This window comes from Paenibacillus sp. P3E (assembly GCF_001909045.1).
In the GTDB taxonomy this organism is placed as follows: Bacteria; Bacillota; Bacilli; order Paenibacillales; family Paenibacillaceae; genus Paenibacillus_AQ; species Paenibacillus_AQ helianthi.
Map to the genome: position 1 here is coordinate 44,084 of NZ_LVWH01000179.1, position 12,918 is coordinate 57,001.

The window sequence follows — 12,918 nt, forward strand, 5'->3', positions numbered from 1 at the left end:
TGAAGGGGCAATGCCTGAGCCTGAAGGTAGCCGCTTAGCTGGCGGCTGAAGATTCTCTCATTCCTTTCACCGCCAATAAATGCCGGCTTGCAATAGCCTTGCCCGATTTCAAATGGATGGTCAGCATTCTGCCGCCTGCTTCGTTGTCATAATCCACCCAGCTTACAGCAATATCTATTTCACCAATGGAGACGTAAGGAAAGGCCAGCCGGTCCAGCTCCCTGGACAGATCCTCTGATAACACCGAAATATGTGCTATAATGCCGTCCACACGCTGATTCAGCACAAGTCTGCTTAGAAAATGGCCTTTTGCATCTTGATGCTGAATATTGCAGAGGGTCAGTTCGTACTCCTGAGGCCTGAATACGCTCTCGATACAGGAATTCACTTTTTTGGACATATTAAACAGGAGTCCGATTGTATGGCTGCTCTTTCTCGCAAGTCCTGTAGCCATACTCCTTGGAATGTAGTTCATCTGTTTCATGATTTCACGCACTCCAAGCTTGTTTTCTGCAGTGCGGGGTCATTCCGCTACCCGATTTTACACAGCGTTGATAATCGGTGCGGGAACTGGTATTTTACTTAAAATGAAGGTAGGATGTTCTCAAGGACACAATCATAAGGATGAGGATACAATTCATGAGACCGTTTCGCATTCGTCTTACACTGATACTAATGGCCTTGATTGGCATATCCATGATCGGTGCAGGTATTACCATGGCCAAGCTCTTTAAGGATTCACATATTTCCGCGCTGGAAGAAAACATGTCCCGGGAAATAAATCTGCTGTCCGGCACCCTTCAATTTAGAGATACGGCCAGTCCGGACGCAGTCAGCTATTATACTAAGCAGGCAGAGAATATCGCCAAGTTAACCAGTTCCCGGATTACTTTTATTCTGAAAGACGGCAAAGTCATTGGCGATTCAGAGAAAAATCCGATGGAGATGGACAACCATTCCACTCGTGAAGAGGAAGTACTGGCAGCGAAAGAAGGGATCGGGCGCGCGATCCGTTACAGTGATACCCTTAACCGGGAGATGCTGTACGTAGCCGGGGCCGTTGTATCTGATCAGGGCTTCGATGGCTATATCCGTCTCTCCATGGGGCTCGATGCAGTCACAGAGGGATTGAACCGGGCCTGGATGATCATGGCAGGCGGACTGGTGCTGCTGTTCATTGCAGCTACTTTTGTTAGTTACAAGGTTGCCTCCAGCATGACCTCTCCGCTTGAGCAGATTACCAGAGTCGCCCGGCGGATTACCGATCTGGATTATGATGCAAGGGTTCCGATGAACCGCAGAGACGAGATCGGTCAGCTTGCCAATGCAATCAATGCGATGGCAGACAGTCTTCAGGACCAGCTCAAGACGATCCGGAATAACGAGGATCTGCTGCAGAGCGTGCTGGACAATATGACCGGCGGTATTGTAATGATCAATGCAGAAGGTGAAATTGCTCTCTTGAACCGGGCATCTGAGCGGCTGCTGGATGTGAAGAACAGTGAGATGGCAGGGCGTTCGTACAAGGAGCTGAAGCATCACTATGAGCTTACACGCCTGATCGAGGAGGGTGTCTCCCGCAAAGAGCCGATCCATGAAGAGCGGAGCATCTATAATCCCGCGGAACGGATCGTGCGGCTGGACGGCGTGCCGATGATTCAAGACGGTTCATGCCGGGGGATGCTGTTCCTGCTTCAGGAGGTAACGGAAATCCGCCGGCTGGAGAAAATGCGCAGCGAGTTCGTAGCCAATGTATCCCATGAGCTGAAGACTCCGGTCGCTGCAGTAAAAGGTTTTGCCGAGACCCTGCTTGGCGGAGGAGTCACTGACGAGAAAACCGCGCGCTCTTTTCTGCAAATTATCTATGATGAGAATGAGAGGCTGAACCGCCTGATCGGAGACATTCTGGAACTCTCCAAAATAGAATCCAAACGCGTCCAGCTTGAATGCTCACCGGTGCATTTGATTGAATTCTTCGATTCCGTGCTTGAAACGCTCAGCAAGGTAGCCGAGAAGAAGAATATCAGCTTGCGCGCGGATGTGCCTGCAGAGCTGTTTATGGAGGGGGATGAAGATAAGCTGCGCCAGATCTTTATGAACCTGTTGTCCAATGCGATTAATTACACTCATGAAGGCGGAAGCGTAAATATAATTGTGGTTAACACCCAAAAGAATGACGGGATAGAGACGGTTACCTTTACCGTAAGAGATACCGGCATGGGAATTCCACGGAAGGACCTGCCGCGGATTTTCGAACGCTTTTACCGGGTGGACAAAGCCAGATCCAGAAGCTCCGGCGGAACCGGGCTTGGATTGTCCATTGTCAAGCATCTGGTTGAGCTGCATCACGGATCGATTTCTGTAGAAAGCGACCTTGGAATCGGCAGCTCCTTTATTTTGGAACTTCCACTGCTGCAGGAAGGTTCTCACTAAACGGACAGTGTCAATATCAGGGGGAGTTTTGTTCGCTGCCCGGATTTCCAGCAAGGATTCAAAGAGCTAGTATTAATTCTAGAGGCTTAAAAATTATGAATCCTTTGCTATTTTACACCGGGTTAACATTCTGGTGATATGATGGGCTTGCCTGCAGTTTTGTAAAATTGAAAACATATGAAGACGGGGGAAACTATGGCACAACGATTGCTTGTCATTGAAGACGAACCGACACTGTCCCGGCTGCTGTCGTATAATTTGACGCAGGAAGGCTATGAGGTCACCGTTGAGGATCATGGAACGGCAGGATATGACCGTGCGACTAGAGAACCTTTTGACTTAATCGTACTGGATCTGATGCTGCCTGGAATGAATGGGATTGATATTCTGGATAAGCTGCGCGGTCAAGGCATCCGTACGCCTGTAATCGTGCTGACTGCCAAAAATGCCGAAGAGGACGTGGTGCGGGGGCTGAAATCAGGCGCCGATGATTATATAACCAAGCCTTTTGGCGTATCTGAACTGCTTGCCCGTGTCAGTGCAGTACTGCGCCGGATTTCCGGGCTGGCCGAAGAAGTTCAGCCGGATACTTCAGTACCCGCATCTACCATAATCCTGGGACAACTGGAGATTTACCCTGAGCGGTATGAGGTATTACTGGGTGGTCAGAGCATCAATCTCCGGCCCAAAGAATTCGAGGTTCTGCTGTATCTGGCCCGCAAGCCGGGGGTGGTGCTTACACGTGATGATCTGATGAATGCCGTCTGGGGCTTTGATTACATTGGAGGACAGCGCACCGTAGACGTGCATGTCAGTTCCCTGCGCAAGAAGCTTGAGCTGGACCCGGAATCCGTGCATATCGATTCGATCCGCGGAGTGGGCTACAAACTTGTGGTGAACAAAAAAAGAAGCCCGGTCATGTAAAATAAAGGTGTTCTTTTATAAGTGAATGCATAAATATCTAGCATTTTGGCAAAAGCTATGAATTGGATTCGTAGGTTGACCGTGGCAAGTCCTCACAATGTGAGGGCTTTTTGTTTCTTGATGTTTTGTCATCCAAACCTTACATATGATTTAACATTCTGTTAACAATTCTCTTCAACTCTATTTACACTGAAAGCTTATCATGGGGTACGAAGATGATGAGAAGGAGACACAAAAACTAATGAAATCCATCATTGACATAGAGAAGCTAGATCTCTACTATGAGTCATTTCACGCGCTGAAAAGCGTGGACCTTCAAGTGCCTGAGAAACAGGTGACCGCTTTTATCGGACCCTCCGGTTGCGGGAAGTCCACCCTTTTGCGTACTCTTAACCGTATGAACGATATGATCCCCGGTACACGTATTGAAGGTAAGGTTAACATTAGCGGCAAAAATATTTACAGCGACGAGGTGGAAGTGGAAAGCCTGCGTAAGCAGGTAGGCATGGTGTTCCAGCAGCCGAATCCATTCCCCAAATCGATCTATGACAATGTGGCTTACGGTCCCCGTCTGCACGGAGTACGCGGCAAAGCGGAGCTGGATGTGCTGGTGGAACAGAGCCTGCGCCAATCCGCCCTGTGGGAGGAAGTTAAGGATTTCCTTAAGAAATCGGCTCTCAGTCTCTCCGGCGGGCAGCAGCAGCGTCTTTGCATTGCCAGAGCGCTTGCGGTACAGCCGGACATTCTCCTGATGGATGAGGCGACCTCCGCTCTGGACCCGGTATCCACACTTAAGATTGAGGAACTGGTACAGGAGCTGCGGGACAAGTATACGATTGTCATGGTCACACATAATATGCATCAGGCCGCACGGGTATCGGGCCGCACAGTGTTTTTCCTGAACGGTGTAATCGTGGAGGCTGCGGATACCGAGATGCTGTTCTCGAATCCGAAGGACTCCCGCACTGAAGACTATATATCAGGACGCTTCGGCTGATCCAACTGATTGGCATATTCCCGGAGTGACAGGCTGACCATACGTTTTTGAGGAGGATCGCTTTTATAATGATTCGCAGAAAAGAATTCGATAAAGATTTGGAAGAGCTGCGCAGCCTGCTGCAGCAGATGGGCGAGCATGTAACAGACGCGCTGGAAGGTGCGGTACTTGCTCTGCAGAACCTGGACACTGAGCGAGCTCAGGAGATCGTGAAGGCGGATTTGCGGCTCAATGCCATGGAAGACAGAATCATGGAAATCGGTTCGCGGCTCATCATCACCCAGCAGCCGGTAGCGAAGGACCTTCGCCGTATTATTGTAGCGTTCAAAATATCAAGCGATCTGGAGCGGATGGGGGATCTGGCACTGGATGTGGCCAAGGTCACTATGCGGATCCAAGGTCAACAGCTGATTAAGCCACTTGTGGATATTCCGCGTATGGCAGAGATTGTAGCGGGAATGATTACGGAAGCGATTCAATCCTATCTGGACGAAAATACCGATTTGGCCTACAAAATGGCTCAAGATGACGACCTGGTGGACCAACTGTACAGCGGGATGATTAATGAGCTGTATGCTTATATGGTCGAAAAACCGGAATTCTTGAATCAGGCGATGCTGCTGACGCTGGTTGGCCGGTATATCGAGCGGATAGCGGATCATGCCACCAACATTGGCGAGAGTGTAGTCTACCTGGTGACCGGCAAACGTCCTGATTTGAATCAATAGCAGAATGACCTGTTTTCATTAGACACGTTGATAAGAAGGGGCGTTATTGCCTTTGAAACTCAGACAGCAAGCTTTCTTCAGTGAAGGCTTGCTTTTTTTTGTATGACTAGAGCATTTCCGCGATGAACGACCTCTTGCTGTTTCTGCTTGAGCAGGGCATATGGTAAAATGTAAAGAAGTATGCAAGATAAAGGCGAGGTGCAGAAATGGACAAGTTGATTCTAATAGATGGCAATAACATTATTTACCGCGCATTTTTCGCAATGCCGCCGCTGACGAATACCGCAGGGCAGCAGACCAACGCAGTGTACGGATTTACAACCATGCTGCTGCGCTTGATTGAAGAGCATAAGCCCACCCATATGATTGTAGCCTTTGATGCAGGGAAGATCACATTTCGGCATGAAGGTTATGAAGACTACAAAGGCGGCCGTCAAAAGACACCACCTGAGCTCTCCGAACAGTTCCCGATGCTAAAAGACCTGCTGCGCAATCTCGGTGTGCCGCAATTTGAAATTAACGGCTACGAAGCTGACGATATTATCGGAAGTATATCCCGGGAAGCCGATGAGGCTGGACGCCAGGTTATGATTGTGTCCGGGGATAAGGATATGCTTCAGCTGGCTTCGGATCATACGACAGTGGCTTTGGTGCGTAAAGGGGTTACCGAGGTTGAAATGTACGGGCCTCAGCAAATCCGCGACAAATACGACCTCACTCCACAGCAGATCATCGATCTCAAGGGTCTGATGGGAGATGCCAGTGATAATATCCCCGGCGTTCCAGGGGTCGGCGAGAAGACGGCACTGAAACTGCTGCAGCAGTTCGGTTCGGTAGAAGGCGTGCTGGCCGGAACGGATGAGCTGAAGGGTAAAATGAAGGAGAAGCTGGAGGAACATGCAGACAGCGCTGTAATGAGTAAGAAACTGGCGACCATCTACCGTGAGGTTCCACTGGAGCATGCCTGGGAGGATATGGTCTTCACCGGAATCAAAAAGGATACTGCCGGCCCGGCGCTGGCCAAGCTGGAATTCAAGTCCCTGCTCGAGCGTCTGTCACTGAGCGCCTACGCTCCTGCAGGTGAAGACCCTGAAGACGGAACTGAAGCGGCTCCGGTTGCGGAGCTGGATATCACCGTCGTAGGGGAAACGGAGCTGCCGGAGCTGCTGGCTGCTTTGCCTGGCATTTCTGCGCTGCATGTGGAGACAAACGGTGAGAATCCGCATCGTTCGGAAGTGATCGGCATCGGCTTTTCCTCGCCAGAGCAGCACTTTTTCGTGCCCTTTGCACTGCTGAAGAGCCCTGCTGCGGCGAAGCTGCGGGATTGGCTCGGAGATGAGAAAGCACCCAAAAGCGGATATGATCTGCACCGAGCAGATCTGGCGCTGCATTGGCAGGGAATTGCTTTTGCCGGAGCCGCTAATGACGTTCAGCTAGCTGCCTATCTGCTGGACCCTACGGAAGCCAACCAGAATCTGAATGACCTTACAGCCAAATATGGTCTGCCCCGATTGTCTCCGGATGAAGAGGTATTCGGCAAAGGCGCTAAATATAAAATACCGGAGCTTGAAATCCTGGGCAATCATGTCGCCCGCAAAAGCGCCACTGTGCTTGGTATCGTGCAGAAACAGCAGCAGGAGCTGACGGACACGGATATGACCGGCCTGTTTGTCGATCTGGAAATGCCGCTGTCACGCATTCTGGCTGACATGGAGAAGCAGGGGATTGCTGTCAACAAACAGGATCTGATCGATCTCGGCAAGGAGTTTGAGGCCCAGATTTCCAGGCTGGTATCGGATATTTATTCGATTTGCGGTACTGAGTTCAACCTCAACTCCCCGAAGCAGCTGGGGGAAATTCTGTTCGTGAAGCTGGGCCTGCCTGTTGTCAAAAAGACGAAGACTGGTTATTCCACGGATGCCGAGGTGCTGGAGAAGCTGGCTCCCTACCATGATGCTGTAAGGCTGATTCTCCAATACCGTACCATTGCCAAGCTTCAGTCCACCTACGTAGAAGGTCTGCTTAAGGAAATCTCTGCGGAGACCGGCAAGGTGCATACCTTTTACCGCCAGACGATCGCAGCAACCGGACGACTTAGCAGCCAGTTTCCAAATTTGCAGAATATTCCGATCCGTCTGGAGGAAGGCCGCAAAATCCGCAAGGTCTTTGTGCCCTCCGAGCCGGGTTGGTCGATACTGGCGGCAGACTACTCGCAGATCGAATTGCGTGTACTGGCGCATATTTCCGGTGATGAGCGGATGAAGGAAGCTTTTCTGGAGGATATGGACATTCACACCAAAACAGCGATGGATGTGTTCGGTGTTGCCGCCGACCAAGTGGACAGCAACATGCGACGTTCCGCCAAAGCGGTCAATTTCGGGATTGTCTACGGGATAAGTGATTACGGCCTGTCCCAGAACCTGAATATTCCGCGCAAAGAGGCTGCACATTTCATTGAGCAGTATTTCGAAGTGTTCAAAGGTGTGCGCCGTTACATGGACGATATTGTAGTGGAAGCCCGCAAGCAGGGCTATGTAACCACACTGCTGGAACGCCGCCGCTATCTGCCGGAGATTAATGCGAAGAACTTCAATCTGCGCTCTTTTGCCGAACGTACAGCGATGAATACTCCAATTCAGGGGACAGCGGCGGATATCATCAAGCTGGCTATGGTTCACATGGACAAGGCGCTGCACCAGCGCGGTCTTAAAAGCCGCATGCTGCTGCAGGTACACGATGAACTAGTGTTCGAAGTACCCGAAGATGAGCTTGAGCTAATGAAACAATTGCTGCCGGAGGTAATGGCAGGAGCGCTCAAGCTATCTGTACCACTCAAGGCAGAGGTAAGTTATGGAAGCAACTGGTATGAGGCGAAATAGGCCCCCGCAAGGATCGTATATCCGGTATAATGAAGGGGAGGTGAGCCATTATGCCGGAATTACCGGAAGTAGAAACTGTCAAAAGAACACTTAATGCCTTGATTACAGGCAAGCAGATACAGAACGTCACCGTCCGGCTGCCGCGGATCATCCAACGTCCGGACGATATTCAGGCTTTTGCGGGCATGCTGGCAGGCCATACTGTAGTACAAGTGGAGCGCAGAGGGAAATTTTTACGTTTTGTGCTGGATGGACTTGTCATGGTATCCCATCTGCGGATGGAGGGCCGCTACGGCCTTTATCAGGGAGAGGAGCCGCTGGACAAGCATACCCATGTGATTTTTCATTTTACGGATGGTACGGAGCTGCGGTACACAGATGTGCGCCAGTTCGGGACGATGCATCTGTTCCAGCCGGGGGAAGATTTGCTGCTGCCGCCGTTGAAGAAGCTGGGAGAGGAGCCGCTTGATCCATCTTTTACACCGGAACGTTTCAAGGAAATCGTATCAGGCAAAAGCACCAAAATTAAGCCGCTGCTGCTCAATCAGGAATATGTAGTCGGCATCGGAAATATTTATGTGGATGAAGCACTGCACCGTGCCCGTATTCACCCGGAAACGGGCGCCAAGTCGCTTACCGGAAGTCAGCTGGATCAGCTGCATCATGCCATTGTCGCAACGTTGACTGAGGCTGTGAATGCAGGAGGATCTTCGGTGAAATCGTATGTCAACGGCCAGGGAGAGAGCGGAAGCTACCAGCATCAGCTGCTTATCTACGGACGCAAGGATCAGCCTTGTGCGAGCTGCGGCACGCTGATCGAGAAAAGTGTGGTGGGCGGCAGAGGCACGCATTATTGTCCAAACTGTCAGCCGCAAAAGGGAATTTAAAGTAAGCGTTACATCGTAAGATTTGGCACTGCTGTACTTCCGGTTTTACGCTAATATTGTCCATGCAGTAATAAAAGCCAGGCACTCAATACCTGTCCCGCCCATATACTGTGTGAAGAATGCTGATTAGAGCGAACGGAGCCTTGCCCGGAGCCATCCGGGCGGGCTGCCGGTTCTTCACGGGAGGGATTGCGGGTGTTCAGCCCATTTTTTTCACTGCTGCTGCTGGCGTTTGCCCTGAGTTTGGATGGTTTTGGTGTAGGTGTTACATATGGGCTTCGTAAAATGAAAATACCGCTGCTCTCAATCCTGATTATCTCGCTGTGCTCGGGGATCGTTATCGGTGTCTCTATGCAGGTCGGTGTGCTGCTGGCCAAGGTGGTTTCTCCTCATGCCGCATCCAGTATTGGAGCGGTTATTCTCGTCTTGATGGGCTGCTGGTCTTTGTTCCAGATGCTGATGCAGAAGGAAAAAGAGCATCGTACGGAAGACGAAGGCGGGAAGTCCGACGGCGCGGCTAGACGGGAGACGGCTGCTGCTCTTGCCGGGAGCAATGGTGTTGAGAATTCCTTGGAAGCAGAGGACGGAGAGCCGTCTAAATCGGAAGTTTTCTCACTGGAGCTGAGGCATCTTGGAGTAGTGATCCAGATTCTTCGCACACCTTCTTCCGCCGATATGGATGCTTCCGGCAGCATATCCTCTATGGAAGCGATGGTGCTTGGAATTGCACTGTCGCTGGATGCATTTGGCGCGGGCCTTGGAGCGGCATTACTGGGATTCAGTCCGGTCTCTACGTCGCTGATGATTGCTCTCTTTAGCGGAACTTTCCTGCTACTTGGGATGAAGACAGGGCTGAAGCTGTCAGGAAGCTACTGGATGAGGCATGCTGCCTTACTTCCTGCGTTATTATTAATTGCAATGGGAATAATGAAGCTATTATGAGGTGAGTACATGATTATGGGCTTAACCGGAGGCATTGCCTCCGGAAAAAGCACCGTATCCGCAATCTTTGTGGATAAGGGGGCGCGACTGGTTGATGCCGATGTCATTGCCAGAGAGGTAATGCTTCCGGAGTCTCCGGTGCTGGCCGCAGCCGTGCAAGAGTTTGGAGAAGAAATCCTGCAGCCGGATGGAACGCTGAACCGGGCCAGACTTGGAGAGATCGTTTTTCACGATCCTGATGCCCGGCAGAAGCTGAATGAGCTGACACATCCGGCGATCCGCCGGGAGATTAAGAACCGTATGTATGCTTTGGAACAGGAAGTACCCCAGCAATTGGTTATAGTGGATATTCCGCTCTTGTATGAATCCCGTCTGGACAATCTGTTTCAGGAGATCATCGTGGTCTACGTTCCCCGTGAGCTTCAGCTGGACCGTCTGATGGAACGCAATACGCTTACAATGGAGCAGGCTGAAGGCAGATTGAGTGCCCAAATGGACATTGAGCAGAAGCGTAGTAAAGCCACCTATGTCATCGACAACAGTGGTAATCTGGATAATACAAGGCAGCAGGTTGCAGCTTTATGGGACAGGCTGGGTCTATCATGAAATGGCTGCGTAAAAAAAGAGTGCTGCTCCTGCTGTTCGTTGGCTTTACAGCCATTCTGTTCTTGAGTACGAATTGGATGTCCTGGTTTTATCCCATTTATTATAAGAATGAGATCCGAAAGCACAGTCTTACCTATGAGATGGATCCGTTCCTTGTGGCGGCAATCATCCGGGTTGAGACGAATTATAAAACTGGACGTGAGTCCAAAAAAGGCGCCATAGGTCTTATGCAGCTGATGCCGGATACCGCCAAGTGGGCACTCGAAAAGGCCAAGCTCCCGGATGTATCGCTGGACAGGCTTAAGGAAGAGCCATCCGCTAACATTGAGCTGGGTACCTGGTATCTGTCTTCGCTGTCCCGCAAGTTTGACGGCAACCGCATAGCGGTTATTGCTGCATATAACGCTGGCCCAGGCAAGGTGCAGCGCTGGTTGGATGAAGGGGACTGGGACGGGAGCGAGGCGGCAGTGAAAGATATTCCGATTGGCGAGACCCGTCATTATGTGCAGCGTGTCATTTATTATTATGAACAGTACACAGAGATCTATAATGAGTTCTAGAGTGCATAATCTTACATTTTCTGTAATTTCCTTAAGTTAGTCCCCTGTTTATGCAAAAAAGAAGTATTACACGACCCAAAAGTCGAATAATACTTCTTGGCAAACTTATGGTGAAATGTTTATTTGAACTGACCTGCCAGTGATTGTTCAGCCAGGGTTACAAGACGTTTAGTGATGTAACCACCGATCGAACCATTTTCATAAGAAGTTTTATTGCCTTGGTATCCATCTGGGGAGAGCGTAATACCGAGTTCTTGGGCAACTTCGTATTTCAGTTGATCCAAGGCACCGCGTGCATTTGGAGCTACCAGGTTATTGGAGCTGTTATTTTGGCTCATTACTGTTCACCTCCTATCGGTTGGTAACTGTATTATGTGCTGGACTTGCCATCTTCATAACAATAAATAAACGGTGATTTATGGAAATTAGAATGAGCGCCTCAAAGCCGGATTCCTTGCCGGACCGGGACGACACCTATATTGCAAAAGGAAGTGATTAAGCTTATGAAATGCCCATACTGTGATCACACGAATACCAAAGTGCTGGACTCCCGTCCGGCCAATGAAAATAAGTCAATCCGCCGCAGGCGGGAATGCGAGTCATGCAGCCGGCGGTTCACCACGTTTGAGATGATCGAAGAAACGCCACTGATTGTGATCAAAAAAGGCGGCAGCCGCGAAGAATTCAGCCGCGACAAAATCCTGCGCGGCCTGATCCGCGCCTGCGAGAAACGTCCCGTCTCCGTCGAGCGCCTGGAGGTCATCGTCTCCGAAGTCGAGAAGTCCCTGCGCGGGATCGCCTTGGCCGAAGTGGAGAGCCGTCAGATCGGCGAGCTCGTTATGGAGCAGCTCTACCCTGTAGATGAAGTCGCTTACGTCCGGTTCGCCTCCGTCTATCGCCAGTTCAAGGACATCAACATGTTCATGAAGGAGCTCAAAGGCCTGTTGTCCAAGAGTACCGGAGAGCTGGAGGGATTATAGGGAGCTGCTGAAGGTTATACTATGTGGAGTGAGAGCGTTCTCTCTTTACCCTGCAAGCTGAGTGGAACTGTCCCTGTGAAGCAATAAGCCGCCGTACTGTAAGGTGGTTTATTGCTACTCCTAAATCCTTAGGCGGACGGGCAGAGGATCACTCCAAAAACTTTTTTAACAAAAGTGTTGACACTGAGTCCGGAATTTTATATTATATAGAAGTCGCCTACGAAACAAATTAACTTCTTAGTGACATGAACGTTACAGATAAAGTCAGTTTTTAGAATACATATTGTACTTCTAAAAGGCTTCATGGGGCCATAGCTCAGCTGGGAGAGCGCATCGCTGGCAGCGATGAGGTCAGGGGTTCGATCCCCCTTGGCTCCACCAAACTTCATATGGACTCTTAGCTCAGTTGGTAGAGCAGTAGACTCTTAATCTATTTGTCCAGGGTTCGAGCCCCTGAGAGTCCATCCTAAAGAAACGGCAGAAATGCCGTTTCTTTGCTGTATAGGGAATTATACTGTGATAACTCCGATGAAAGTTAGAGGGATAAACGTGAAGAAAGAGACCAGGGGAAAGGAAATACCTCTGAACTAACCGTGAACGGGCTAGAGAACAGAATGAAAGGTAGAAATACCTCTGATCTCGCCATAAGCGGGCTAGCAAGCAGAACGAGAGGTAGAAATACCTTTGATTTGGGAGCAATGCCGTTACCTGCGGCAATAAGATACTGGTTTCATGAGTTTGTTCTTGTTTTATGTCGTAACTTCATATGTTCTTAGATTACTTAAATAGATGTGTTGAGGACTATTTACAGTCGATATCCATAAAAGCAAATGGTATAAGAGAAGCTGAAAAGGAACTAGATCATCAATTAATTCAGAGCTATCAAATTAACGGGTTAATTATCTTCAAATTATTGCTGTTCCCGAAAGCGGTTTCTATGATTGATTTGTCAACCAATTCTAGAATTTGTCATTGAATATAC

12 protein-coding genes and 2 tRNA genes are annotated in these 12,918 nt (G+C 49.9%); 12 read left to right on the forward strand and 2 right to left on the reverse strand.

Annotation, left to right across the window (positions count from 1 at the left end):
• Nucleotides 1-34: 34 nt before the first annotated feature.
• Nucleotides 35-484: a LacI family DNA-binding transcriptional regulator gene (locus tag A3842_RS19915; RefSeq protein WP_074102492.1), complete on the reverse strand. Its 450-nt coding sequence runs from the start codon at nucleotides 482-484 to the stop codon at nucleotides 35-37.
• Between the two features lie 155 nt (nucleotides 485-639).
• Here A3842_RS19915 and pnpS point away from each other — a divergent pair, with 155 nt between their 5' ends.
• The 9 genes from pnpS (at nucleotide 640) to A3842_RS19960 (ending at nucleotide 10,956) form a co-directional block, all read left to right on the forward strand.
• The gene (gene pnpS / locus A3842_RS19920; protein WP_074084038.1) at nucleotides 640-2,433 is read left to right on the forward strand and encodes a two-component system histidine kinase PnpS; all 1,794 of its coding nucleotides are present in this window, start codon (nucleotides 640-642) and stop codon (nucleotides 2,431-2,433) included.
• 195 nt (nucleotides 2,434-2,628) lie between these two features.
• The gene (locus A3842_RS19925; RefSeq protein ID WP_074084039.1) at nucleotides 2,629-3,357 is read left to right on the forward strand and encodes a response regulator transcription factor; all 729 of its coding nucleotides are present in this window, start codon (nucleotides 2,629-2,631) and stop codon (nucleotides 3,355-3,357) included.
• A 241-nt stretch (nucleotides 3,358-3,598) separates the two neighbouring features.
• Nucleotides 3,599-4,354, forward strand: a complete 756-nt coding sequence (gene pstB, locus A3842_RS19930; RefSeq protein WP_074084040.1) for a phosphate ABC transporter ATP-binding protein PstB — start codon at nucleotides 3,599-3,601, stop codon at nucleotides 4,352-4,354.
• Between the two features lie 68 nt (nucleotides 4,355-4,422).
• Entirely contained in the window at nucleotides 4,423-5,082 is a 660-nt protein-coding gene (phoU, locus tag A3842_RS19935; RefSeq protein WP_074102493.1) for a phosphate signaling complex protein PhoU, read from the forward strand.
• Nucleotides 5,083-5,288: 206 nt separating this feature from the next.
• Nucleotides 5,289-7,961 carry a DNA polymerase I gene (gene polA, locus A3842_RS19940; RefSeq protein ID WP_074102494.1) on the forward strand — a complete coding sequence of 891 codons (2,673 nt, stop codon included), beginning with the start codon at nucleotides 5,289-5,291 and terminating at the stop codon, nucleotides 7,959-7,961.
• Nucleotides 7,962-8,011: 50 nt separating this feature from the next.
• Nucleotides 8,012-8,848 carry a DNA-formamidopyrimidine glycosylase gene (gene mutM / locus A3842_RS19945; protein ID WP_074102495.1) on the forward strand — a complete coding sequence of 279 codons (837 nt, stop codon included), beginning with the start codon at nucleotides 8,012-8,014 and terminating at the stop codon, nucleotides 8,846-8,848.
• Between the two features lie 195 nt (nucleotides 8,849-9,043).
• A complete protein-coding gene (locus A3842_RS19950) occupies nucleotides 9,044-9,790 on the forward strand; it encodes a manganese efflux pump (protein ID WP_074102496.1) in 747 nt (248 codons plus the stop codon).
• 9 nt (nucleotides 9,791-9,799) lie between these two features.
• A complete protein-coding gene (gene coaE, locus A3842_RS19955; RefSeq protein ID WP_074084045.1) occupies nucleotides 9,800-10,396 on the forward strand; it encodes a dephospho-CoA kinase in 597 nt (198 codons plus the stop codon).
• The gene (locus tag A3842_RS19960; RefSeq protein ID WP_074084060.1) at nucleotides 10,393-10,956 is read left to right on the forward strand and encodes a lytic transglycosylase domain-containing protein; all 564 of its coding nucleotides are present in this window, start codon (nucleotides 10,393-10,395) and stop codon (nucleotides 10,954-10,956) included. The genes coaE and A3842_RS19960 overlap by 4 nt, the downstream gene beginning before the upstream one ends.
• Before the next feature lie 119 nt (nucleotides 10,957-11,075).
• Here the strand turns inward: A3842_RS19960 and A3842_RS19965 are convergent, their stop codons facing one another.
• Nucleotides 11,076-11,294 (reverse strand): alpha/beta-type small acid-soluble spore protein, encoded by a 219-nt coding sequence (locus A3842_RS19965; RefSeq protein ID WP_074084046.1) that lies wholly within the window; start codon nucleotides 11,292-11,294, stop codon nucleotides 11,076-11,078.
• Between the two features lie 165 nt (nucleotides 11,295-11,459).
• Here A3842_RS19965 and nrdR point away from each other — a divergent pair, with 165 nt between their 5' ends.
• From nrdR to A3842_RS19980, 3 genes are all read left to right on the forward strand, one after another.
• Nucleotides 11,460-11,936 (forward strand): transcriptional regulator NrdR, encoded by a 477-nt coding sequence (gene nrdR, locus A3842_RS19970; RefSeq protein ID WP_074084047.1) that lies wholly within the window; start codon nucleotides 11,460-11,462, stop codon nucleotides 11,934-11,936.
• A 305-nt stretch (nucleotides 11,937-12,241) separates the two neighbouring features.
• Nucleotides 12,242-12,317 (forward strand) — tRNA-Ala (locus tag A3842_RS19975).
• A 10-nt stretch (nucleotides 12,318-12,327) separates the two neighbouring features.
• A tRNA-Lys gene (locus A3842_RS19980) sits at nucleotides 12,328-12,400 on the forward strand.
• The last annotated feature ends 518 nt before the right edge of the window (nucleotides 12,401-12,918 follow it).

Coding starts and splice junctions, on each gene's coding strand:
- A3842_RS19915 (WP_074102492.1), bottom strand. CDS start 484: ATGAAACAGATGAACTACATTCCAAGGAGTATGGCTACAGGACTTGCG.
- pnpS (WP_074084038.1), top strand. CDS start 640: ATGAGACCGTTTCGCATTCGTCTTACACTGATACTAATGGCCTTGATT.
- A3842_RS19925 (WP_074084039.1), top strand. CDS start 2,629: ATGGCACAACGATTGCTTGTCATTGAAGACGAACCGACACTGTCCCGG.
- pstB (WP_074084040.1), top strand. CDS start 3,599: ATGAAATCCATCATTGACATAGAGAAGCTAGATCTCTACTATGAGTCA.
- phoU (WP_074102493.1), top strand. CDS start 4,423: ATGATTCGCAGAAAAGAATTCGATAAAGATTTGGAAGAGCTGCGCAGC.
- polA (WP_074102494.1), top strand. CDS start 5,289: ATGGACAAGTTGATTCTAATAGATGGCAATAACATTATTTACCGCGCA.
- mutM (WP_074102495.1), top strand. CDS start 8,012: ATGCCGGAATTACCGGAAGTAGAAACTGTCAAAAGAACACTTAATGCC.
- coaE (WP_074084045.1), top strand. CDS start 9,800: ATGATTATGGGCTTAACCGGAGGCATTGCCTCCGGAAAAAGCACCGTA.
- A3842_RS19960 (WP_074084060.1), top strand. CDS start 10,393: ATGAAATGGCTGCGTAAAAAAAGAGTGCTGCTCCTGCTGTTCGTTGGC.
- A3842_RS19965 (WP_074084046.1), bottom strand. CDS start 11,294: ATGAGCCAAAATAACAGCTCCAATAACCTGGTAGCTCCAAATGCACGC.
- nrdR (WP_074084047.1), top strand. CDS start 11,460: ATGAAATGCCCATACTGTGATCACACGAATACCAAAGTGCTGGACTCC.